The sequence below is a fragment of the Silvimonas terrae genome (genome assembly GCF_014202765.1).
Classification (GTDB): Bacteria; Pseudomonadota; Gammaproteobacteria; order Burkholderiales; family Chitinibacteraceae; genus Silvimonas; species Silvimonas terrae.
Genome location: NZ_JACHHN010000003.1, coordinates 177640 through 200009, shown reverse-complemented (window position 1 = coordinate 200009; position 22370 = coordinate 177640). Strand labels below are relative to the sequence as shown.

Here is a 22370-nt window from a genome sequence, read left to right as displayed (position 1 = left end):
GAGTTTGTGATACTCGCATCACAAGGGGAAGGTCATCTGATGGTGCCCCGGGCCGGAATCGAACCGGCATGGCACGTGGCCGAGAGATTTTAAGTCTCTTGTGTCTACCTGTTTCACCACCGGGGCAGTTTACTTACTAAATTTCTAAAAAAGCTGTCGCTTCACTAGCGACATTTAAAACTGGTGGAAAATTTGCGGAAAAAATAAATTTCTATCTTTGCCGATTCTATCGTAGACGATTGAATTTAAAAGAAATAAATGAAGACTATTGCGTAAATGTCAAGAATTTTAAGTCCGCTGTGTTTACCAATTTCACCACCCGGGCAGGGCAGAGGGGCGCATTGTAGCAGGCTTGAGGGTAATCTCACAGCGCCCGTTCGCCTGATTTTGGCTAGCCGGGCGGACGTGGTTTTGTGGTTATACTCAGCCGGCGCGGGCGTTCAGGCTTGGCCTGGTTTGTGTCCGCGCTCTGTTCTTCCCCTTCCTCTTTGCCGGGCTGGTTTGTGATGGCGTCAATCAAGCTTTTGGGTGTGTCGGGCAGTTTGCGGCAACAGTCGTTCAATACTGCGTTGTTGCGGGCGCTGTCCCGGTTGTTACCCGATGAGGCGAGTCTGTCGATCTATGCCGGACTGGGTGATTTGCCGCTGTTCAGCCCGGACGTGGAGGCGCAGGGCACTCCAGAGCGTGTCGTGCGCTGGCAGGCGGCCTTGCAAGCGGTGGATGGCGTTGTGTTCTCGACACCCGAATATGCCCATGGCGTGCCGGGGGCGTTCAAGAATGCGCTCGATTGGGTGGTGGGTAGTGGCGAGTTGGTCCACAAACCCATTGTGTTGCTGGGCGCGTCTTCATCGGAAAGCGGAGCGGACAAGGCGGCTGGGCACGTGTACGGCACGCTGAAGGTGATGACGGGTGATCTGGTGGGCGATGGCCCGGTTTGCGTGGGTAGCGTGGGGCGCAAACTGGGTGCGGGGCCGCAGATTACTGATGCGCCGACGCGTGATGCGCTGCGGCTCAGGCTGGATATGCTGCTGGCGCGGATCAAGGTCGTGCGGGAGCACGGGCCAGGTGCGCCGGGGTAATCCGGCATGTGCGCATATTAAAAAACCGCCACATTGTGGCGGTTTTTTGTGTGAACAACAGAGATTCAGGCAGTCGGCTTTAGTACGGCAAAGCGATCCCGGCCATCGTCCAGTTTGCCGTTGAACATGTCGGTAGGGCGCACCCACAGGCCTTGTTCGTGCGGCCACAGGTGCTCATACACCGTCATGGATTCCAGTGTTTCTGAATGACGCGCCAGACCCACCACGCGGTACAGGCCGCCTTTGTAATGGCGGTGGGTGGCCAGTTGCAGGGCTTCGGTTTCGGTCATGGTCGGTTCCGGATCAAAGCTGGAATTGTTCCACCAGACCATGCAAAGCGCGAGCCCGATCGTTCAACTGACCAACCGTGCCAGAGGCGTGCTGCACCACGGCGTCGGTTTCGTTGGACAAGCGGTTGAGCTGTTCTGCGGCCTTGGCCATTTCGTTGGTGGCTACCGATTGTTCACGGGTCGCATCGGCAATTTCGCGGATGCTGGAAACCACGTTTTCCATGCGGCTGTGGATGCCGCCAATGCGATCCGCCACGGCGTGAGATTTATCCACCCCGGCGCTGACCGACTGGCGGGTGCTGGACATATCGCCCAGCGCGGCCTGGATCTGGTTATCGGTTTCGCCAATCAGGCCGCCGATTTCCACCGTGGCCTTGGCGGTGCGTTCTGCCAGCTTGCGCACTTCATCGGCTACCACGCTAAAGCCGCGCCCCGCTTCGCCCGCGCGGGCTGCTTCAATCGCGGCGTTCAGAGCCAGCAGGTTGGTCTGGTCGGCAATTTCCTTGATCACATCGACAATGTGGGTGATCTGGCCGGAGCGCACGCCCAAGGCTTCCAGCGTATCGGCCAGGGCATCCACCGAGCGGGAAATACCGTCGATCTCGTTAGACAGTTGCTGCACATCATGCGCCGATTGCAAAGACACCCCGCCGGTTTCGCTGGCAGTGGTTTCGCTTTGGCGGGCGCCATCGGCAATGTGGTTGATGCTGACGGTGATTTGTTCAATGGTCGCGGCTGTGGCGCTAGAGATATCGGCCTGACGTTGCGATTCATTGGAAAGGCGCTGGGTCACATCATGCAGATCACGCACTCCGCTGGTGAGGTGCACCGCGTTGTCGCGCACGTCCACAAACAAGGTCCGCAGCCGCGAGACAAAGCGGTTGAAGGCTTCGGCGGTCAGGCCGATTTCATCGCGGCGACCCACCGGAATAGTGCGGGTCAGGTCGGCATGGCCGGTGGCAATTTCGGCCAGTGCATCACGCAGGCGAATCAAGCCGGCCAGCATGCTGGTCAGTGCGGCCGCAGCCAGCATTACCGCCAGTACCCCAACCACAGCGCCAGAGACCAGCAAGGTGATCAACAAACCGTTGAGCGGTGCCAGCATGGCGGCTTTGTCGCTGACCGTGGCCAGTACCCAACTGGTGCCGGGTACGGCGGTGGCCGTCACATATTTGTCGGTGCCGCCAATGGAAATCTCCACCAGATCGTTCTGTTTCTCGGCGTTATCCAGGGCGTCAGGGGTCAGGCCGGGCATGATGTCAGACACGGCTTTGAGCGTGCTATCCGGGCTGGGGTGCGCCACGATCTTGCCATCGTGCGTGGCCAGGAACGCGTAACCATCACCGCGCAGTTCAATGCCGGTGACCACCTTGATGACATCTTCCAGCGCCACGTCGCCGCCGATCACGCCGGTCAGTGCGCCGGCTTGGGTAATCGGGGCGGCAAAGGTCACGCCCAGTTTGCCGGTAGAGGCAAATACATAGGGATCAGAAACAATGGGGCCATTGGCTTCGGCCGCTTTTTTGTACCAGGTGCGGCCAGTGGGGTCGTAGCCGGCGGGCGGGTGTTTGTCGGCCAGGTTGTAGATCATGCGCTTGTCAGCGTAACCGGCAAACAACTGGTCAAACTCGCCCGCTTGCTTGCCCACCAGCAAGAACGGCACGGGGTCTGTCACGCCGGGCACTTGCGCGGCGACTGCCGTCACCGCATTGCGGTGCTGGGTTACCCAGCGCGCCAGGGCAGCGCTGTTGCCGTGGACGGCGGTATGAATTTCGTTACGGGTGCCGGTGATGATTTCTGACTTCATGCGCAAATAAGCCACGCAAGAGAGCACAGCAATAACCACGGCCACCAGCAGGGCCACAAAGACAAGTAATCGGGATTTGAGTGACATAAGAACCAATGCTTTAAGGACGACGGGCAACCGGGCATTAAACCCGATTCGACGCCCATATGTTATTGGGATATTCCGTAAGGTTTGATGACAAATTAGCCCGCACATGATCTGAATGCGCAAGATTTGCTGTCATACCGACAAACGGCGGATATAGCCCAGACCCGGCGGCAAGACCTGGCCTGAAACCCGCCTTGCCGGATAGCGCATGGCTTCTAGAATGAATCGTCGCGCTTTATAACACTGACATGGGGAGAACAATGGAAAGCGCTCTGATCCGCCTGACTGAATCCGTCTCATCGGCCCGTAGCCTGGAAGAACTGGCCAGGCCCTTGCTGGAAATGCTGCACAACCTCACCGACTACGAGTCCACCTACGTCACTCGCATTGACATGCAAGCGGCGACACAACTGGTTGAATTTGCCATGAACGTGGGCGCACTCAATATCGGGGAGAACATGACCGTGCCCTGGTCGGACACCTTGTGCAAACGGTCTTTTGAAGAAGGCCGCCAGTATACAGACGACGTGCCAGGGCAATGGCCTGATTCGGTCGCCGCCAAAGCGCTGGGCATCAAAACCTATGTCAGCGCGCCCATTCGCAGCGGCAGTGGCGAACTGGTGGGTACCCTGTGCGCCGCCAGCAAGCGGCAGTTACCACTGTCAGACCGTGCCCGCAGTGCCATCAATCTGTTCTCCAAACTGATTGCCCAACATATGGAGCGGGAAAACTTGCTGGAACAACTTCAAAGCGCCAACCAACGCCTGGCGCTCTTTGCGCTGACCGATCCGCTGACCGGCATCCCCAACCGTCGTGCCATCAGCGATGAATTATCCCGCTTGCTGGCCGCTGCCCGTCGCGAACAAACCACGGTGCTGGTCGGGCTGGTTGATCTGGATGGGTTCAAAGGCATTAACGACGAACACGGCCACGAAGGGGGCGATTATTTGCTGCGTGAAGTCGCCATCCGCCTCAGTGGCGCGGCGCGCGGTACAGATATGGTCGGGCGGCTGGGGGGAGATGAGTTTGTAGTGGTGGGCCCCGGCCCCGCTAACCGGGGTGATGCCCACATTGCCACCATTGCCATGACCGAGCGTTTTTCCAGTGCCGCCAGTGGTGTGTTCGGCATTGGCGGCAGAACAGTGGATTACCCCGGCGCCAGCGTCGGCTTTGTCGCCGTGGATGGTTCCGTCTCGGTAGATCAGGCCTTGCGCCTGGCCGATGGCGAGATGTACGCCATCAAGCATCGGCGCAAGAATATGGCCAATGTGCGTTAGGCGTGCTGACGGGCCGGCCAGACCCACAAAAAAGCCACCTTCGGGTGGCTTTTTTGTGGGCGGCTTAAACCGCCGCCTGGCACACGCTTTCCATCCGCCAATGGCGTTCCAGCGTGCGGGTCTGGCCGGTTAGCGTGATCTCCGTGGAGAGGCGGATATCGCTGCTGGATGCGCCAATCTGGAGATCAAACTCACCGGGTTCCACAATGCGCTGGCCGGTGCTGCCGGTGAAGTTGAGCATATCTGCGGGAATGCGCACTTCTACCGTTTTGCGTTCACCGGCGGCCAGTTCAAACCGGCCAAAGGCTTTCAACTCTTTGACCGGGCGCACGGCGGAGGCCAGTTTGTCTCGCACGTAGATTTGCGGGATTTCAACACCAGCGCGTGGCCCCGTGTTGGTAATGTCAAAGGTGAGGACGATGTCGCCGGTGTTGATGTCAATCTGCCTGGCCGCCACGGCCAGGTTGTCGTAGGCAAACGTGGTGTAGCTCTGGCCAAAGCCAAACGGGTAGGCGCTGCCAAAGTGAAAGGCGATGGGTGTACCGGCGCTTTTCAGTTTGTGGTTGTAGTAATACGGCACGGCACCGACATTTTTCGGGACGGAGATCGTCATGCGGCCGCTGGGTTCGACCACGCCGGCCAGTACCTCGGCCAGCGCAATGCCGGCTTGCTCTCCGCCGGTAAACGCCATGACCATGGCTGCGACGCGTTGTTCCAGTCCTTGCAGGTTGTAGGGCCGGCCGCCGGTCAGCACCACGATCACGGGTTTGCCGGTATCGACGATGGCTTGCAGTAGTTGCTGCTGTACACCGGGCAGATTGAGCGAGTCGGCATCCGAGCCTTCTCCCACGGTGCCGGTCTGGAACAAGCCGGCCAGATCGCCCACGCAGACGATGGCGATGTCGGCCTGTTGTGCGGCGCTCACTGCGGCGCGGATGTGGCTGGTGTTCTGGCTGACGGGGGATTCATGCGCCAGTGCCGTGCTGTTGGCGACATCGCCCGGAAAGACTGGCGAGCCATATTTGCGCTCTTCCAGAATGGCGCAACCTTGGGCATAACTGACGTTCTGGGCACCAAAGAGCTGGCGCAAGCCGGCCAGCGGTGTGATGACGTTGGGCTCCGCCTGTGCTTGCTGGTCTTTGCTCAGGATCAGGTGTACGGGGAAGCTATAACCGCCCAGCAGGGCGAGGCTGTCGTCTGCCGTGGGGCCGATCACGGCAAGCTTGGGTTGCGCAGCCGGGTTTAATGGCAACGTGCCGTTGTTTTCCAGAATCACCACAGACTGGCGGGCGACTTCCCGCGCCAGACTCAGCGCGCGCGGCGTGCGCAGGCGGATGGCGTTTTCATCCACGTAAGGGTTCTCAAACAGGCCAAGGCGAAATTTCTCGGTCAGCACGCGGCTCACAATCTCATCAATGCGGGCCTCGGTGATCAGGCCGCGCTGGCGTGCCTGGGAGAGGCGGGTAGCGCAGTCGTCGCCGGGCAGTTCCACATCCAGCCCGGCGTTGAACGAGAGTGCCGCAGCCTCGGCCGGGTCAGCGGCGACGCCGTGATGCTGATACAGCAAACTCACGCCCACGTAATCGGCCACCACCAGGCCATCAAACCCCCACTGGTCTCGCAGCACCTCGGTGAGCAAATGGCGCGAGGCGTGGCAGGGCTCGTTGTCGATATCGTGATACGCCGGCATGACGGAGCCGGCGTTGGCCTGTTTGACGGCCATTTCAAACGGCAACAGGAAAATATCGTTGAGTTCACGCCAGCCCAGATGAACTGGCGCATGATTGCGCGCGCCCTCAGAGAAGGAGTGGCCAACGTAGTGTTTGAGTGTGGCCAGCAGATCACGTTTTTCGCCTTGCAAGCCACGCACGTAACGGGTGGCCATCACACCGACCAGATACGGGTCTTCGCCAAAGGTCTCTTCTGTGCGGCCCCAGCGTACATCGCGCGAGACATCCAGGACGGGCGCCAGACCTTGATGGCAGCCAATGCTGCGCGCTTCGTCCCCGATGGCGGCGGCCATTTGTTCGATCAGCACCGGGTTCCAGGTGGCGCCAAACGCTAGCGCAGAGGGGAACAGTGTTGCGCCGCTGGTCATCAGGCCGACCAGGCATTCCTCATGCGACATCACCGGAATACCCAGCCGCGTGTCTTGCATCATGGTTTTTTGCAGCGCGTTGAAGGCCCGCACGCCAGACAATGCATCGACCTTGTGGCTGCCCAACGGTCGGGTGATCTGCCCCAGGCCCAGTTGCAAACGCTTTTGCAGCGATGCCTGGTCGCTGGCCCCGGTAAAGCTGTCAGCGCGGACAGTATGTTTGCCGTCCTGGGCAAGAATGAGCCAGAAGGCGTGCATCTGGGCGATTTTTTCGTCCAGTGTCATGCGAGCCAGCAGGTCTGCGACGCGGGCGGCGACGGGTTGGGACGGGTCTTTATAAATGGCAGTCATGTTGTTTCCTGTGGCCGCTTGGGGGCCTGGTTTTGAGCCGATGGCTAAAGCCATATGGCGTGATTTCTCATATGCATCGTCATTCCCGCGCAGGCGGGAATCCAGTTCTAACCACTGCGCCGAAGGCGCTAACCATTGGTTTTCTGACCAGCATCACAGCTGGATTCCGGCGCAAGGGGGCCGCCGAGGACCGGAATGACGAAGTGGTGGTGTGCTTGGGGATGTGGTGCGCATCATCTGGCACTCCTCACCCCTCACGCACTACCCCTTCAACGCCCCGGCCATCATCCCTTTCACAATCTTCTCCTGCCCGAACGCATACGCCGCAATCAAGGGCAAGGCCGTCAGCGTGACCACGGCCATCATGCCGGGGATGTTGGAGGCAAACTGGCTTTGAAAATCCCACACGGCCAGCGGCAGGGTGCGGTGGTTGGGGGTGGAGGTCAGCACATAGGCAAAGATGAATTCATTCCACAAATTGATGCCGTTGTAGATGGCCACCGTGGAAAGCCCCGGCCCGCACAGGGGCAAAAAGATGCGGGCAAAAATGGCAATGGGGCCGCAGCCATCCAGTTGCGCGGCTTCTTCCAGTTCTCGCGGGATCTGTTTCATGAAACCGGTCAGGATGAAGATGGAGACCGGCAGGCTCATGGCGACATAGGGGCCAATCAGGGCGAACATGGTGTCGTACAAACCGGCGTTGCGCGTCATCAGGTACACCGGCACCAGCGTGACATGCAGCGGCACGATCATGCCGGCCACAATCAGCCCGAACAGCGGCTGGTTGAACCTGAAGCGCAAGCGGGCGAGGGCGTAGGCGGCCATGGCGCCAAACAGCAAAATCAGCGTAATCGACACGCCAATCACAAACAGGCTGTTGCGCAGGTAGATCAGAAAGTCCCCCTGCAATACGGCTTGGTAATTGATCAGGTCCAGGTGCGAGGGCAGCGCCCAGATGGCGGTGGCAAAACTGTCTTCCTGGGTTTTGAAACTGGTCATGACCATGAACAGGAAGGGCAGCAGCGTCACCCCCAGCCAGAACAGGCCCAGCGCGGGCACCACGATTCTGGAGGGGGTAAAACCACGGTGCGGCAAAACCGGAGTCGTGAGCATGTCAGACCTCTGGCTCAAAACGGCGGGTCAGACGCAGCGCCAGGCTGGCCACCAGCGTCACGACAATGAACATGGCCGAGGCAATGGTGCTGCCATAACCCAGCTGGAACGAGTCAAACACCGTGTGATACATATAGGTCGCCATCAGTTCGGATGAGTGCTCCGGCCCGCCGCCGGACATGACAAAGATCAGATCGAAATAGCGCAGCGAGCCAATGATCGCCAGCAGTGCCCCGGTACGCAGCGTGCCGTACAGATGCGGCAGTTTGATGTGCCAGAAGATGGTCCATTCGCTGGCGCCATCCAGCAGAGCCGCCTCTTGCAATTCGTCCGGAAATGACGCCAGCCCGGCCATGAACAGCACCATGTAAAACGGAATGTTCTGCCAGCACACCACCGCAATGATGGAGCCCAGCGCATAGTGCGTATCACCCAGCCAGTCATGCGCAAACGCATCCAGATGCAGTGCCTGCAGAATCAGGTTGATGGGCCCGAAGTTGGGGTCGTACAGGTTCTTGGCCAGCACGCCCAGCGCCACGCTGGACATGAGTAGCGGTAGAAAATAGACGATCTTGAGCACGCGCGAATAACCGCCGGCTTTATCGAGTAAGACCGCCAGAGCCAGAGCGATAGGTAACTGGATGACGACGGAAAACACCGCCAGCAGGCTGTTATTGCGCAGTGACAGCCAGAAGATGTGGTCCTGCAGCAGATACAGCCAGTTATCCAGCCCGACAAACTTGCCCTGTGTACCCAGGCCGTTCCAGTTCAGGAGCGATAGCTGAAAACTGGAGAGCAGCGGGTACAGCAAGAAGATCACCAGCATGAGGACGGCTGGGGCGAGGAAGAACGTGGGGACGAGCCAGGTCGGCCATGCCCGTGCCGGGCGGGCTAATGGTAAGACTTGAGCTTCGGTGTAGCTTGTCATTGGCGTTTCTCGGGTGGTGCGGTGGGCGTGCTTTTTGCAAATATGTTCGTCTGCAAAGATGATGAGTTGGCCTTTCCACTGACTCGTCATTCCGGCCTTGCGCCGGAATCCAGCTGCAATGTTGATCCGTGGGCTGCTGCAAAACCTTGAACTGCTGTTAGCGCCTGACGGCGCAGTGGTTACATACCGGGGGTGCCCGGAGCACGTCCCTTTCTTTGCCTCGCCAAAGAAAGGAACCAAAGAAAGGCGACCCCTGCGACAGCGCCCTGCGGGTTCCCTGCGCTTCTCGCAAGGCGCGGCTGGCTTCAGGGAACTCGCCCTGCGGGCTCAAACACCCTTACGCCGAAACCCCGCGCCTTGCTGCGATGCTCGGCGCTGCCGGAGGGGAGGCACGTCAAAAGCAACCCCAACCACAACCACAACCCCCAACTTCATCTGTTTATTCCGGCGCGCTGCATGGCTTTAACCACACAGCGCGCCGGCAACACGTCACTTCAACTCCGTCTTCGCCGCATTTTCCATTTGCTGCGCGGCCTCTTGCGGCGTCATGGACAGTCCAAACAGCGCTTGCAGCGTGTCCTTGTGCAATTCGCCCATCTTCGGCGGCAGTTCCTGGTCGTACCAAAGCTGAATGCTTGGTGCTTGTGTCACCAGCGCCTGAATCTGCTTGAGGTATGGGTCAGATACGGCCAGCCCTTTGAGCGGAATCAGTCGCTTGTCCGCCAGGCGGGCCTGGGCGGAGGCGTCGTCGGTCATGGCCTTGATCAGCTTGAAGGCGGCGTCCGGGTTCTTGCAGGCGGTCGAGATGCTCATGAAGTTGTCGCCCACGGTGCCGATCACGTCTTTCGGATCACCCTTGCCGCCAGTCACGGACGGGAAGGCAAAGAACCCCACCTTGCTGACAAAACCGGGGTTTTCGTTCTGGATGGTGGAAAGCTCCCAGCTCCCCATCAACTCCATCGCGGCCTTGCCGGAGTACATCAGCCGACGGGATGCGCCAATGTCGTAATCCAGCCCGTTGTAGCCAGGGGCAAAGGCGCCGGCTTTGACCAGTTCCTGAATGCGCTCGCCTGCCGCAATAAACGGTTGGGCGGTAAAGCTGCCGCCGGGTTTGCGCTCGACCGCATTGCGGAAGGTATCCGCGCCGCCAATGCGATCCACGAGGTACATGTAATACATGGAGCCAGGCCACTTGTTCTTGTTGGCCAGCGCAAACGGCGCAATGCCATTGGCTTTGAACACCTTCACCACATTCATCAACTCGTCCCAGGTCTGCGGCGGTTGCAGTTTGTATCTGGCAAAGAGTTCCTTGTTGTAAAACACCACGGCGGCGGTGGTGTTCTCGGACGGCACGCCATAGACCTTGTGATCAATGGTGGCGGAAGAAAACCCGGTGGGGATGAAACGATCCCGAAAGGCCGCGTCTTTGGTCAGATACGGAGTCAGGTCGACCACCTGGCCAGACTTCACGTACTCCCGCAGTGGCCCGCCACCCCAGGTGGCGAAGACACAAGGGGGCTGGCCTGCGCCAAAGGCAATCTTCAATTTGGTCTTATAGGCATCGTTCAGAATGTGGGATTGCTCCGCCTTGAAGCCGGGGTTGGCGGCTTCAAAACGCGCGCCGGCATCATTGAGCAGTTTGGCGGCGGCCGTATTGGTTTGCAGGTCCCATTCGGTGATGACCTGATCGGCTGCGCTGGCACTGGCGGTGATCGCCAGGGTGGCAATACAGAGCAGCGCGGACAGCGTACCGGTTCTGGCTTTGGACATTTTTTCCTCCGGTAAAGCGGTGGGTGGGCAGAGTCGCTTGAGGCGGAGGCAACGTTATGGTTTAACGTTATGTAGCGTCAATTCAAGAACTACGCCGTAACGTTGTGGTACGGATGAACGGCAGGTTATGAAAACCGGTTTGCTGCGTTCATGTTTCTATCAATATGTTGAACTTAAAGTATTTTATTTGGCATTCTGTAAATAGCATTGCGGCGCAGCACGCCATAGGGTGTGACGTGCTATTTGATATTTCTAACGTAGTTCATAACGTATAATCAGCGAAGTGCAAAAACACACCGAACAGAGCGTTTTATGAGCCGGAACGATGTCTCTTTGATTGCCATTGCCAATGCCGCCGGGGTATCCCAGATGACGGTCTCGCGGGCGCTATCCAACAAGCCGGGCGTGTCACGGGCACGCCGGGAAGAGATTTTGCGGATCGCCGCCGAGATGGGTTACGTGGTCAACCGCACGGAACAAAAGTCTTCCAGCCGGCGCAGTCACGTCATTGGTCTGGTCACCGCAGAACTGCACAACCCGTTTGTGAGTGAACTGGTGGCGGGCGTGGGCCGCGCTGCCCGTACCGCCGGTTATGAATTGCTGGTGTATTCACTGGTAGAGCCAGACCAGCCGCCGTTGCCGCGGGTGATCAAGCTGATGCAGCAGGTGATTGACGGCATCATTGCGCTGTTACCGTATGAGCACAGCTATCTGGAAGTGCTGGCCGATGCACGCGTGCCCATCATCACGGTCGATCAATATGGGCGCTTTGTGCGTTTTCCGTCCATTGCGGCGGATAGCTACGCGGGCGCATGCATGGCGGTGCGGCATTTACTGGGGCTGGGGCACAGACGCATCGCCTTTCTGACCGGTGATGAGCGCCTGGCATCGGCGCAGGACCGGCACCGCGCCTATCTGGATACGCTGACCCAGGCGGGGATCGCCATTGATCCGCAGTTGATTATTCCGGGCAATTATTCTTTGCCACGCGGACAGAGTGCGGTGAAAACACTGCTGACCTTGCCAGACCGCCCGACAGCCGTGTTTGCCGCCAACGACATGAGTGCGATCGGCGTGGTGGCAGGCCTGCGGGAGGCCGGTTTGCGGCTGCCGGATGAGATGTCGGTGATCGGTTTTGACGATATCCCCGGTGCAGCCCAATGTCATCCGGCGCTGACCACCATCCGCCAGCCTATCCAGCAAATGGGGCGCTCGGCCGTGAATACCCTGTTGGCGCTGATTGCGGGGCTGGAAGCGGCATCTCCCCAGATTGTGCTGCCGACTGAACTGGTGGTGCGGGCCTCGACCGGCGTGCCGATGTAGTTCGTAGGGTGGATTCGGAGCGCAGCGACAATCCACCTTGGTGATGGTGGATTGCTTCGCGAATCCACCCTACGTCACTTCATCCGGGCTACGCGGCGGTAGTGCGCAGGGTACTCAGGCGGGGTGTTTTTCTTCTCGGCGCAGTGTCAACACCTGGACGCCATTGCGGGTGACCGCCACCGTATGTTCAAACTGCGCAGATAACTGACCATCGCGTGTCACCACGGTCCAGCCGTCTTCTTCGGTACGCACGGAGCGCTTGCCCTGGTTGAGCATGGGTTCAATGGTAAACACCATGCCCTCGCGCAGCATCAGTCCGGTTTTGGGTTGGCCCCAATGCAATACTTGCGGGTCTTCGTGCATTTCCCGGCCGATGCCATGTCCGCAATATTCGCGCACCACCGCATACCCGTTCTGGCGGGCATGCCGCTCAATGGCATGGCCCACATCGCCCAGCGTTGCGCCTGGGCGCACGGTATTGATGCCTTTCCACATGGCTTCCCAGGTGACTTCGACAAGCCGCCGGGCCAACGGCGAGACTTCGCCCACCAGGTAGGTTTTGCTGGAGTCCGCGATATAGCCGTTCTTCTCCAGCGTGATATCAAAATTCACGATATCCCCACTCTGCAGCAATTCGGTCGTCGACGGCACACCATGACATACCACGTGATTGCGTGACGAATTGAGCGCATAGGCATAGCCGTACTGTCCCTTGCTGGCGGGGCGGGCCTTCAGTTCTTGTACGATGAATTGATCCACCAGGTCGTTCACCTGCATGGTCGACATCCCCAGCAACTCAAGGGTATCCAGATAGCTGAACACACTGGCCAGCAGCCGGCCAGATTCGGCCATCAGCGCAATTTCTTCCGGCCGTTTGGTCATGTCAAAGTCACTTTGAGCGCTTGCGTTCCGATCCCCGCCGCGCGCAACTCCTGCGCGACGATCTCGTTAAAGCTCTGTGTCGGGTTCATCTCGCACAGCATGCCAATCTTGATCCAGAACGCGGCCTGCGCGTTGATGGAGCGGCAGGAGACCGTGCTGGCTTTGCGCAGTTGATCGTGCAGTTCGTCTTCAATGTTCACGATGCCCATAGTGTTTCCTGTATATACGATTTATATATGAATCATATATTCAGTATATGGGGCGGAGCAAGCCTTGTTTTGTGGCGCAGAGCGGGCAACCCAAGAAAAAAGCCCGGCATGATGGCCGGGCTTTTACTTGCTTGTGCGTGGGTGCTTTACGCCAGATTGATGATCGCTGGCAATGCACTGCCGGCAATGTCCAGCGCCGTTCCCTGGGCGGTGTCACGCAGGGTCACCCCGGCAACCTGCCCACCCGCTTTCAGGTTGCGCAGTACCAGCCGTACCACATCCAGCTTGCCGGTCTGCTCAATCCGCAGTTGCTGACCGCTGCGCGCTACCGTCACGGCGCTGACGGCGTTGCCGGCCAGATCACGCAGCGTGGCGGTGGCGCTACTCTGGTCGTCCAGCGCAAACAAATGCAGTTCATGCTCGGCGGCGTAGTCATAATCCGGGCGCTGATCGTTGCGCCCCAAGGCGAGCAAGGTGTTGGGGCGTACGTACAGCGGCAGGCTCATAAAGCCGTGTTGCTCGCGCAGCCAGCGGCCGCCGGTAACTTCGGCGTTGGAGAGCAGATGGGTCCAGCGTCCCTGTGGCAGGTAGAAATCGACTGTACCAACGGCGTTGAATACCGGTGCCACCAACAAGGCATCGCCCAGCATGTACTGCCGGTCCAGGTAATCGCAGGCCGGGTCTTGCGGGAACTCCAGCATCATGGCGCGCAAAGTGGGCAGGCCCTGGGTGGCCTGTACGGAGGCGTCATACAGATACGGCATCAGACGGGATTTGAGTTCGGTAAAGGCGCGCACCACGTCAACGGCTTCGTCATCAAACAGCCAGGGGACCCGGTAAGACTTGCTACCATGTAGACGGCTGTGGCTGGATAACAAGCCAAACACGGACCAACGCTTGTACACGTCGGCCGGGGCGGTGTTCTCGAACCCGCTGATATCGTGGCTCCAGAAGCCAAAGCCGGACAACCCCAGCGACAGGCCGCCGCGCAGGGTTTCGGCCATGGATTCATACGTCGCGCTGCAATCGCCACCCCAATGCACCGGCAACTGTTGGCTACCTGCGGTGCCAGAGCGCGCAAATACCACGGCATCCCCGACGCCCCGTTTTTCTACCAGCACATCAAACACCACCTTGTTGTACAGGTAGCTGTAGTAGTTGTGCATCTTCTGCGGATCAGACCCATCGTGGTAGACCACGTCGGTGGGGATGCGCTCGCCAAAGTCGGTCTTGAAGCAGTCCACGCCCATATCCAGCAGGCGGCGCAGGTGGCCGGCGTACCACTCGCACGCGGCCGGGTTGGTGAAGTCGACAATGCCCTGGCCGGGTTGCCAGCGATTCCATTGCCAGACATCGCCATTGGGTTTGGTGAGCAGATAGCCTTTGGCCATGCCTTCGGCAAACAGCGGTGACGGTTGCGCGATATACGGATTGATCCACACGCAAATCTTCAGCCCGCGTGCTTTCAGGCGTTTGAGCATGCCTTGCGGATCGGGGAAAGTCTCTTTGTTCCAGGTGAAGTCACACCAATGAAAAGCCTTCATCCAGAAGCAGTCAAAGTGGAACACATGCAGCGGAATCTTGCGTTCGGCCATGCCATCGATGAAGTGGTTGACCGTACCTTCGTCGTAATCCGTGGTGAATGAGGTGGTCAGCCACAGGCCAAACGACCAGGCCGGCGGCAGGGCGGGGCGGCCGGTCAGCGCGGTGTAGCGATCCAGCACTTGTTTGGGGGTGGGACCGTCGATGACAAAGTATTCCAGCGCCTCACCGGCCACGCTGAATTGCACCTTGGCAACTTTCTCGCTGGCCACTTCAAAGCTGACGTTTTCCGGGTGATTCACAAACACGCCGTAGCCACGATTGGTGAGGTAGAACGGGACGTTTTTGTAGGCTTGTTCGGTGCTGGTGCCGCCGTCGCGGTTCCAGGTGTCGACCACCTGGCCGTTCTTCACAAATGCCGTGAAACGCTCGCCCAGACCGTAGACGTTCTCGCCCACGGAGAGATCCAGCCGCTCGAACATATAGGGCGCGCCGCCCTCATTGGTGTCGATCACCTGGCCGCTGGCGCGGAACCCGCTGCCGGTGATGCGCTGGCCGTCGCGTAAAAAGTCAATGGCCCAGTCGCCGGTTTTGGCAACGCGCACGGTCAAGTTGCCGCTAGTGAGCGTGGCAACTTCGGGCGTATTGGTGATGCTGACCAGGTGCGGTTCGCGCTTGATTTCAAAGTGCGGGCCTTTGCTGGCGGTGCCCTGGAAGTGCTCCATCTTGATGCCGATGATGCCTGGCAGCGGCGAATGCACGCGCAGGGTGATCAGGCCGGTATCGAGCTGATACGCGCGGGAGGTGACGTCACGCGGGGCGGCGTAGATCAGCAGTTCATTGCCGATGATGTCTACGCTGTGGACTTGCACGGTGTGCATCAGATTGAGGCCATCACGGATGAGCCAGTTGCCGTCGCTGATTTTCATGGTGTGGTTCCGGTTCTATGTTCGGTTGACCGGAAACGTTTCCGGTCGTGCTTGTATTGGGTCTGTTGGTTGAATGCTTTTAAATCGGGTTAGCGCCTGCGACAGCGCCCATTTCGTGGGTTCCCTGCGCTTCTCGCATCACGTGGGCGGCTGCGGAACTCGCCCTTTGGGCTCAGACAGTCCTCGCCGAATTCCTCACGTGCTGCTGCGATGCTCGGCGCTGCCGAAGGGGAGGTACATCAAAAGCAACCCCAACACCGCAAACCGTCCGCTCGCAAGAATGGCTTACCTCACGCACCACCTCGTCATTCCGGCCTTGAGCCGGAATCCAGCCGGCCGCCGCAGGTGGCCTTGCCCGTGCCCCTCTACCTCAAATCGCTTTCTCAGTCTCTCTGTCAAACAAATGCAGATTGGCCGTATCAATAAACAGATTCACCTTGTCCCCTGTCACCACGGCTGCTTTGCCGCCGTGCGTAATCAGCATGGGCGTGTCCTTGCCGCCCTCGGGCTGGACTTCAATAAACGTCATTGACCCCGTGCTTTCCACGTTGTCGACACGGCAGCGCAGAATCTGACCGTTGCCTTCCAGTTGCAGGTGTTCTGGCCGCATGCCCAGCCACACGTTTTGGCCTACCGGCAATTCACGGCCGAGGTCCAGGACGTGGTTTGCGCCAAACAGCACGCTGTGGCCATCCGCGCCAATACGGCCCTCGATGAAATTCATGGCGGGCGAGCCAATAAACCCCGCCACAAATTTGTTGGCGGGCTGGTCGTACAGGTTGATCGGCTTGCCTTGTTGTTCGACCTGGCCGGCCCGCAGTACCACTACGTGATCGGCCATGGTCATGGCTTCCACCTGGTCGTGCGTGACATAAACCGACGTTGCACCCAGGCGGTTATGCAGCTTGCGGATTTCCGAACGCATGTGCACACGCAGGGCGGCGTCCAGGTTAGAGAGCGGTTCGTCAAACAAAAACACCTTGGGGTTGCGCACAATGGCCCGGCCCATGGCGACCCGCTGGCGCTGGCCGCCGGAGAGCTGGCGTGGCATGCGTTCCAGTAAATGCGTCAGGCCCAGCGTTTGCGCCACGCTGTTGATACTGTCCTTGATGACTTGCGGTGCGCTGCGTTTCAGGCGCAATGAATACGACATGTTCTTTTCGATATTCATATGCGGATAGAGCGCATAACTCTGGAACACCATGGCGACGTCGCGCTTGCGCGGTGGCGTTTTGTTGACCACGTTGCCGTCAATTTTCAGCGTGCCACCGGTGATCTGTTCCAGCCCGGCAATGGTGCGCAAGAGGGTGGATTTACCACAGCCAGACGGCCCGATCAATGCCACAAACTGGCCCTCCGGCACGGCGATATTGATGTCCTTGAGGATTTCCACCGGCCCGTAGGCTTTGTACAAATGTTCAATTTCAATGCGATTCATGATCTTTGATTCCGTGCACGATGCGGGCAGAGAAAATGTGTGTGGGCTTCATTTGAGCGCGCCAGCAGTCAGGCCAGCCACAATGCGCCGTTGCAACAACATGAAGGCAATCAGAATGGGCGTCACGAACACGGCGGAGTACGTCATGATCCCGATCCAGTCGATTTTGGTTGCGCCAATAAAGGCAGACAGCCCCACCGTAGCGGTCTGGTACTGGTCGTCCAGAATCAGCGAGCGGGCGTAGACGTATTCACCAAACGATTGCAGGAAGACCAGGATGGCCGTCACCAGAATGCCGTTGACCGCCAGTGGCAGCACCACGCCAAAGAACGCACGGGCAGGGGAGGCGCCATCGACCAGCGCGGCATCACGCAACTCCCGCGGAATCTGCACAAAGCTGGCGCGGCATAGCACGATGTAAAACGGCAGCGTTTTGGTGATCTGCGCAATGACTACCGCCAGACGTGGCGTTTCCAGCAGCCCCAGCCCTTTGAAGGCAGTGAAGATGGGCGTCACCATCAGGCTGGATGGCAACGCTTGCAACACCAGCACGGCAAAGATGGCAAAGGCGGTCCAGCGGTTTTGCACGCTCGCCAGCGCATAAGCCGCGCCGGTGCCGACAAACACAGTCACGGCTGTGGTGCCGCAGGCAATGATGAAGGAGTTCCACAGGAACTTGCCCATGCCGCGCTCGGTAAACACCTGCCAGATGTGCGATTCGCCATGCTGCGGCCAGAAGGTGGGCGGGTACTGGAACATCTCTGCCGCACTTTTGAACACGGTGATGTACATCCAGTACAGCGGGAACAAATAGACCGCCGTGACGATCAGCGCGATCACAAACAGAACGTAGCGCTTCATCACACCATCCTCTCGCTGCGGGTCGAACGCACATAAAACACGGCAATAATCAGCACCAGTACCAGCATGAGCGTGGCGACAGCAGAACCGGCCGATACTTCAAAGGTCTGGAACGACAACTGCCACGACCAGTACTGCGCCACTTGCGAGGAGTTGGCCGGGCCGCCCTGGGTGAGCGCGGCAATCAGGTCAAACTGTTGCATGGTCATGATGGCGCCCAATGAAATGACGGCACCCAGCGTGGCTTTCATCATGGGCAGGGTAATGCCGAAGAAACGCTGGAACGCATTGGCGCCATCCAGTTCAGCCGCCTCGTACAAATCTCCCGGAATAGCCGCCAGCCCCACCGATAGCAGCAGCATGTTGAACGGCACACCCAGCCAGACGTTGGCAATGATCACGGCGTAGAGCGAATAGCCCGGATCAGACAACCAGAAAATGCGCTCGTGCATCAGACCGGAAGTCATCAACAGGTGGTTGAGCACGCCAAAATCCCCGGCGAACAACAGTTTCCAGATCACGCCAACCACAAGGCCGGGCATGATCCAGCCCGCCAGAAACAGCCCGCGCATAAAGCTGGCCAGCGGGAAGTCCTGGGCAAACAGCACTGCCAGCAGAAAACCGATGATCACCTGGAAGGTGAGCGACAAGCCGACAAACAACAGCGTATTGATCAAGACCTGATGGACTTCAGGCCGGCTGAAAATGTCGCGGTAATTGGCAAGGCCCGCAAACGGGCGCAAGAGCGTGGCCGGTTCCATCAGGTCCACTTGCTGGAATGACAACATGATGTTGTACAGCAGCGGCAGACCGGCAAAGACCAGCAGATACGCCAGCGCAAACACCGCCAGCGCGATTTCGAAACCACTTCTTTGCTCAAAGTGGCTCAGGAATTTTTTCATGGGTTGCCCCGAATTACGGCGCTACTGGTTGGGTAGCAAGGCAGACAGCTGCCAGAAAAAAACGGTCGGGCGTGGACGACACCCGACCGTAAGAGGAGTTACTTCTTGATCGATTGCACAGTCTGGTAAGCCGTGTTCATGGCTTGATCCGGTTTGGACTGGTGCGTCAGAACCGATTGCACGGCGGTAGAGATTGCCTTGGAGACTTTCGGCCATTCCGGGTTCGGGCCACGTGGACGGGCATACTGCATTTGCTCGTTGAACGTCTTGTAGGCATCCGGCCACTTCGGGTTGGCGGTGACGGTGTCTTTGGACGGCGGCAGCATGCCGAACTCGTTCCAGTTGCGGTTCCGCTGGGAGTACATGTACTCCAGGAACTCGAACGCGGTTTGCGGGTTCTTGGCGGTACGCAAGATGGCGTGGCTTTGTTCACCCAGCGCAGAAGCCCGCACGCCACCGGCTTTTTCGGTCGGCAACAGGGCCACACGCCACTTGAACTTCGCCCCTTTTTCCACTGCCGGCAATTCCCACGGGCCGTTGATGTCCATGGCGGCATTGCCGTTGATGAAGGTCGCTGCGGCCTCAGACTGGCGATGGCTCAGGGTATCGGGCGAGGCCAGTTTGTCATCCAGCAGTTTTTGCCAGAACGCGGCAGCACGGGCCGCACCGGGGTTGTTCAGCTTGTCCCAGTCCGCGCCTGTAGCCTGAATGAACGGCAGAAACTGGAACACACCTTCTTCATCGCCCACGGCAGAGAACGCCAGGCCGTATACGTTCTTGCCCGGATTGGTCAGCTTTTTGGCGTAGCTGTACAACTCATCCCAGGTTTGCGGCGGCTTGTTCGGGTCCAGCCCGGCGGCCTTGAACTGGTCTTCGTTGTAATACAGCGCCAGGGTATTGGCGCCACGTGGAATGGCGTAGATCTTGCCGTTCCACGAGGCATTTTTCAGCGGGCCGGGGAAAATCTGTTTGGCGTCGATAACTTTGGACTTGCCCAGATACGGCGTCAGATCCAGCAGCGCGTTGCGTGCGGCAAACATGGCCGTGTTGGGGTTGTCGATAGGAATCACGTCCGGGCCATTGCCCGACATGACCGCACGCATGGCCTCATCATTGAGCGCAGAAAAACCCACTTTGCGCACGGTCAGTTGTACGTCCGGGTGCAGTTTGACAAACTCGCGCGCCATTTTTTCGGTGTAGTTGTCCGGCTCGTCCACGGCCCAGACCGACAGCGCGGCGGCGAGGCTAGCGTAAGACGTCAGGGAGAATGTCAGCCCCAGCGCCAGGCAGGTGGCGCGGATATTCTTCTTCATAACTCCTCCAGAGTGTGCAAAGTCGTTGCCGCTAATATATTAGCTGGCATTGGTGACGCTGCGGGCGTCACTCTCACGGGATCGCTTACGTTACGGGCGGGTCTGGGGTGGCAGCCCTGAGACCGCGTACAGAGAGTCCGAATGCGCTTGCGAGGCAAATGTAGCGTTTTCTGAAGCGTTACGGAAACGTTTCCGGAAAACGTGGAAGGATTTTTGATCTGCGGGTGGAGGGTGTCAAGTCGGGTGGTGAAAAAAGGAATCGGGGTTGTTTAAAAACAGTAAGGGGGAGTACTGATGGGGATGTTGAAAACCCAGCGGGGGTGGGGGAGGAAGGGTCTTTGTTGGCTAGTGCTACTGCGTAGCCCGGATGGAGGCCGGAAGGCCGGGAATCCGTGGTGGCTGGCTTTGTTCATATTGATGTGGGGTTCGTAGGTTGGATTTGGAGTGGTAGCGACAATCCACCATTGCGAAGTGTGTTAGCGCCTGCCGGCGCGGGTGGTTTTGATACCGGCGATGGCCGGAGCACGTTACTTTCTTTGGGGCCGCCGAGGTGCAAGAATGGTTCACCTCGCCCACCACATCGTCATTCCCGCGAAGGCGGGAATCCAGTCCGCAGCCCAACGGGCTGCATGCGGTGGCTTACCGCGACCGTCCTGAATTGCCCTGGGCTGCAGGCGTGCGTCGCAGCTGGATTCCGGCTCAAGGCCGGAATGACGAGTCAGAGGAATGCGTGTTGAATTGGCCGTTGCCGTTGCCGTTGCCGTTGCCGTTGCCGTTGCCGTTGCCGTTGCCGTTGCCGTTGCCGTTGCCGTTGGGGTTGAAGTTGTTTTTGACTTTCCTCCCCCATTAGAGCCCAGCGCCGAAGGAGCGGAGGGAGACCCCAGGCTCCCGACCGACTGAGGGCAGCCCGGAGGGCCGCCACCCCGCTGCAACTGCCATCCGGTACGCCAGTGTCTTTGTGGGGGTACCCACCAAGGGGCAGGCTGGGGTCGCCTTTCTTTGCCTACTTTCTTTGGGGCCGCCGAGGTGGCGACGCAAAGAAAGTAGGGTGCTCCCGCCACCGCGGGTATCAAATGCTTTTAAAAGACCCGCGCCGTCAGGCGCTAACAAGAGGGGGTTGCCGCACCACTAAATCAACCCCCTTCACTCTCCCTAACCCGCAACTGCAACGGCCACACCTGCCGCTGCGGCTCCCGCGCGTGCCGCTCCGCAAACTCCGGCCACTGCGCCAGCAGCGCGCTCGCCATATGGCGCCCCAATTCATACGAATCCACCGTATACCCGGACAAACGCGGAGAGAGATATTCCGGTACGTCGCCCGCCAGCACCCCGCCGCAAATCGCCAGGTCTTTGCCGGGCGTACGTCCCAGTTCATGCAGTTTGCGGTAGGCGCCAATCGCCATGCTGTCGCTCTGGAACATGATGGCGGTCGGGGGCTCCGGCAGGGCGAGCAAGGCTTCGGTGATCAGATAACCGCCGCGCTCGGAAAGCTCATTGACCTGCACGCATGCCTCATCCACAGCCAGCCCTTGTGCCGCCATATTTTTGCGCCAGGCATTGAGGTAAATATGCGCCTGCATGGCGTCGTTACCCGGCGTGCCAATGGCAATGCGTTGATGCCCCAAAGCGGCAAGCCGGCTCACGGTCGCGGCGGCGGCGGATTCAAAATCCAGATCAATCCAGGTGTGCTCACCGCCCGATTCACTGCGGCCAAACGCCACAAACGGAAAACGCCGGTCGGCCACATAGTCCAGGCGTTCATCCAGACGGCGGGTGCCAGCCAGGATCACCCCATCCACATGCCGGCGTTCTACCACGCGGCGCAGGCGGGCAAATTCTTCTTCGTAAGACTTGCTGCCATACATCACCAGGTCCATGCCGTGTTCGGCCAGCACAGACTGCAAACCGTCTGCCAGGCGCATGAACAAGGCCAGGGTGTAGTTTTCTTCTTCCAGCCGCGCCGGCAGCATCAACCCGACGGTGTTCATGCGCCCTTTACGCAAGCTTTCTGCCGCGCGGTTGGGCGCATAACCATGACGCAAAGCCGCCTCGCGCACGCGCTGGCGGGTTTCGTCACTGACTTCGTCACTGTCGTTCAGGGCTCGCGAAACGGTAGAGACCGACAACTTCAATTCGCTGGCGAGTTTGCGGATGCCCATGCGGTAAACCTT

At 59.1% G+C, this 22370-nt stretch carries 17 protein-coding genes and 1 tRNA gene; 3 read left to right on the top strand and 15 right to left on the bottom strand.

What is annotated here, in order from left to right; all coding sequences use genetic code 11:
- Positions 1-40: 40 nt before the first annotated feature.
- Positions 41-126, bottom strand: a tRNA-Leu gene (locus tag HNQ50_RS08105).
- 320 nt (positions 127-446) lie between these two features.
- On the opposite strand from HNQ50_RS08105, the gene HNQ50_RS08100 reads away from it, so the two are divergent.
- A complete protein-coding gene (locus tag HNQ50_RS08100) occupies positions 447-1079 on the top strand; it encodes an NADPH-dependent FMN reductase (RefSeq protein ID WP_184099425.1) in 633 nt (210 codons plus the stop codon).
- A 65-nt stretch (positions 1080-1144) separates the two neighbouring features.
- Here HNQ50_RS08100 and HNQ50_RS08095 read toward each other — a convergent pair whose 3' ends face one another.
- A complete protein-coding gene (locus HNQ50_RS08095; protein WP_184099423.1) occupies positions 1145-1369 on the bottom strand; it encodes a DUF1653 domain-containing protein in 225 nt (74 codons plus the stop codon).
- A 13-nt stretch (positions 1370-1382) separates the two neighbouring features.
- Positions 1383-3263: a methyl-accepting chemotaxis protein gene (locus HNQ50_RS08090; protein ID WP_184099421.1), complete on the bottom strand. Its 1881-nt coding sequence runs from the start codon at positions 3261-3263 to the stop codon at positions 1383-1385.
- A 260-nt stretch (positions 3264-3523) separates the two neighbouring features.
- Here HNQ50_RS08090 and HNQ50_RS08085 point away from each other — a divergent pair, with 260 nt between their 5' ends.
- On the top strand, positions 3524-4540 hold the full coding sequence (locus HNQ50_RS08085; protein ID WP_184099419.1) for a sensor domain-containing diguanylate cyclase: 1017 nt from the start codon (positions 3524-3526) through the stop codon (positions 4538-4540).
- A gap of 64 nt (positions 4541-4604) precedes the next feature.
- Here HNQ50_RS08085 and HNQ50_RS08080 read toward each other — a convergent pair whose 3' ends face one another.
- From HNQ50_RS08080 to HNQ50_RS08065, 4 genes are all read right to left on the bottom strand, one after another.
- The gene (locus HNQ50_RS08080) at positions 4605-6989 is read right to left on the bottom strand and encodes a beta-glucosidase family protein (RefSeq protein WP_184099417.1); all 2385 of its coding nucleotides are present in this window, start codon (positions 6987-6989) and stop codon (positions 4605-4607) included.
- A 261-nt stretch (positions 6990-7250) separates the two neighbouring features.
- Positions 7251-8102 (bottom strand): carbohydrate ABC transporter permease, encoded by an 852-nt coding sequence (locus HNQ50_RS08075; RefSeq protein WP_184099415.1) that lies wholly within the window; start codon positions 8100-8102, stop codon positions 7251-7253.
- 1 nt (position 8103) lies between these two features.
- Positions 8104-9030 carry a carbohydrate ABC transporter permease gene (locus HNQ50_RS08070; RefSeq protein ID WP_184099413.1) on the bottom strand — a complete coding sequence of 309 codons (927 nt, stop codon included), beginning with the start codon at positions 9028-9030 and terminating at the stop codon, positions 8104-8106.
- A 489-nt stretch (positions 9031-9519) separates the two neighbouring features.
- Positions 9520-10800, bottom strand: a complete 1281-nt coding sequence (locus tag HNQ50_RS08065) for an extracellular solute-binding protein (protein ID WP_184099411.1) — start codon at positions 10798-10800, stop codon at positions 9520-9522.
- 312 nt (positions 10801-11112) lie between these two features.
- Here HNQ50_RS08065 and HNQ50_RS08060 point away from each other — a divergent pair, with 312 nt between their 5' ends.
- Positions 11113-12123: a LacI family DNA-binding transcriptional regulator gene (locus HNQ50_RS08060; protein WP_184099409.1), complete on the top strand. Its 1011-nt coding sequence runs from the start codon at positions 11113-11115 to the stop codon at positions 12121-12123.
- A gap of 114 nt (positions 12124-12237) precedes the next feature.
- On the opposite strand, the gene map is transcribed toward HNQ50_RS08060, so the two are convergent.
- From map to HNQ50_RS08020, 8 genes are all read right to left on the bottom strand, one after another.
- On the bottom strand, positions 12238-13005 hold the full coding sequence (map, locus tag HNQ50_RS08055; protein WP_184099407.1) for a type I methionyl aminopeptidase: 768 nt from the start codon (positions 13003-13005) through the stop codon (positions 12238-12240).
- A complete protein-coding gene (locus HNQ50_RS08050) occupies positions 13002-13214 on the bottom strand; it encodes a ParD-like family protein (protein ID WP_184099406.1) in 213 nt (70 codons plus the stop codon). The genes map and HNQ50_RS08050 overlap by 4 nt, the downstream gene beginning before the upstream one ends.
- A 146-nt stretch (positions 13215-13360) precedes the next feature.
- The gene (gene yicI, locus HNQ50_RS08045) at positions 13361-15685 is read right to left on the bottom strand and encodes an alpha-xylosidase (protein WP_184099405.1); all 2325 of its coding nucleotides are present in this window, start codon (positions 15683-15685) and stop codon (positions 13361-13363) included.
- A gap of 370 nt (positions 15686-16055) precedes the next feature.
- Positions 16056-17123 (bottom strand): ABC transporter ATP-binding protein, encoded by a 1068-nt coding sequence (locus tag HNQ50_RS08040; protein ID WP_221303078.1) that lies wholly within the window; start codon positions 17121-17123, stop codon positions 16056-16058.
- 48 nt (positions 17124-17171) lie between these two features.
- On the bottom strand, positions 17172-17984 hold the full coding sequence (locus HNQ50_RS08035) for a carbohydrate ABC transporter permease (protein WP_184099403.1): 813 nt from the start codon (positions 17982-17984) through the stop codon (positions 17172-17174).
- Positions 17984-18886 carry a carbohydrate ABC transporter permease gene (locus HNQ50_RS08030; protein ID WP_184099401.1) on the bottom strand — a complete coding sequence of 301 codons (903 nt, stop codon included), beginning with the start codon at positions 18884-18886 and terminating at the stop codon, positions 17984-17986. The genes HNQ50_RS08035 and HNQ50_RS08030 overlap by 1 nt, the downstream gene beginning before the upstream one ends.
- 98 nt (positions 18887-18984) lie before the next feature.
- Positions 18985-20199 carry an ABC transporter substrate-binding protein gene (locus tag HNQ50_RS08025; RefSeq protein WP_184099399.1) on the bottom strand — a complete coding sequence of 405 codons (1215 nt, stop codon included), beginning with the start codon at positions 20197-20199 and terminating at the stop codon, positions 18985-18987.
- A 1133-nt stretch (positions 20200-21332) separates the two neighbouring features.
- Complete coding sequence (locus tag HNQ50_RS08020; RefSeq protein ID WP_184099397.1) at positions 21333-22358, bottom strand: substrate-binding domain-containing protein; 1026 nt, start codon at positions 22356-22358, stop codon at positions 21333-21335.
- Between the last annotated feature and the right edge of the window lie 12 nt (positions 22359-22370).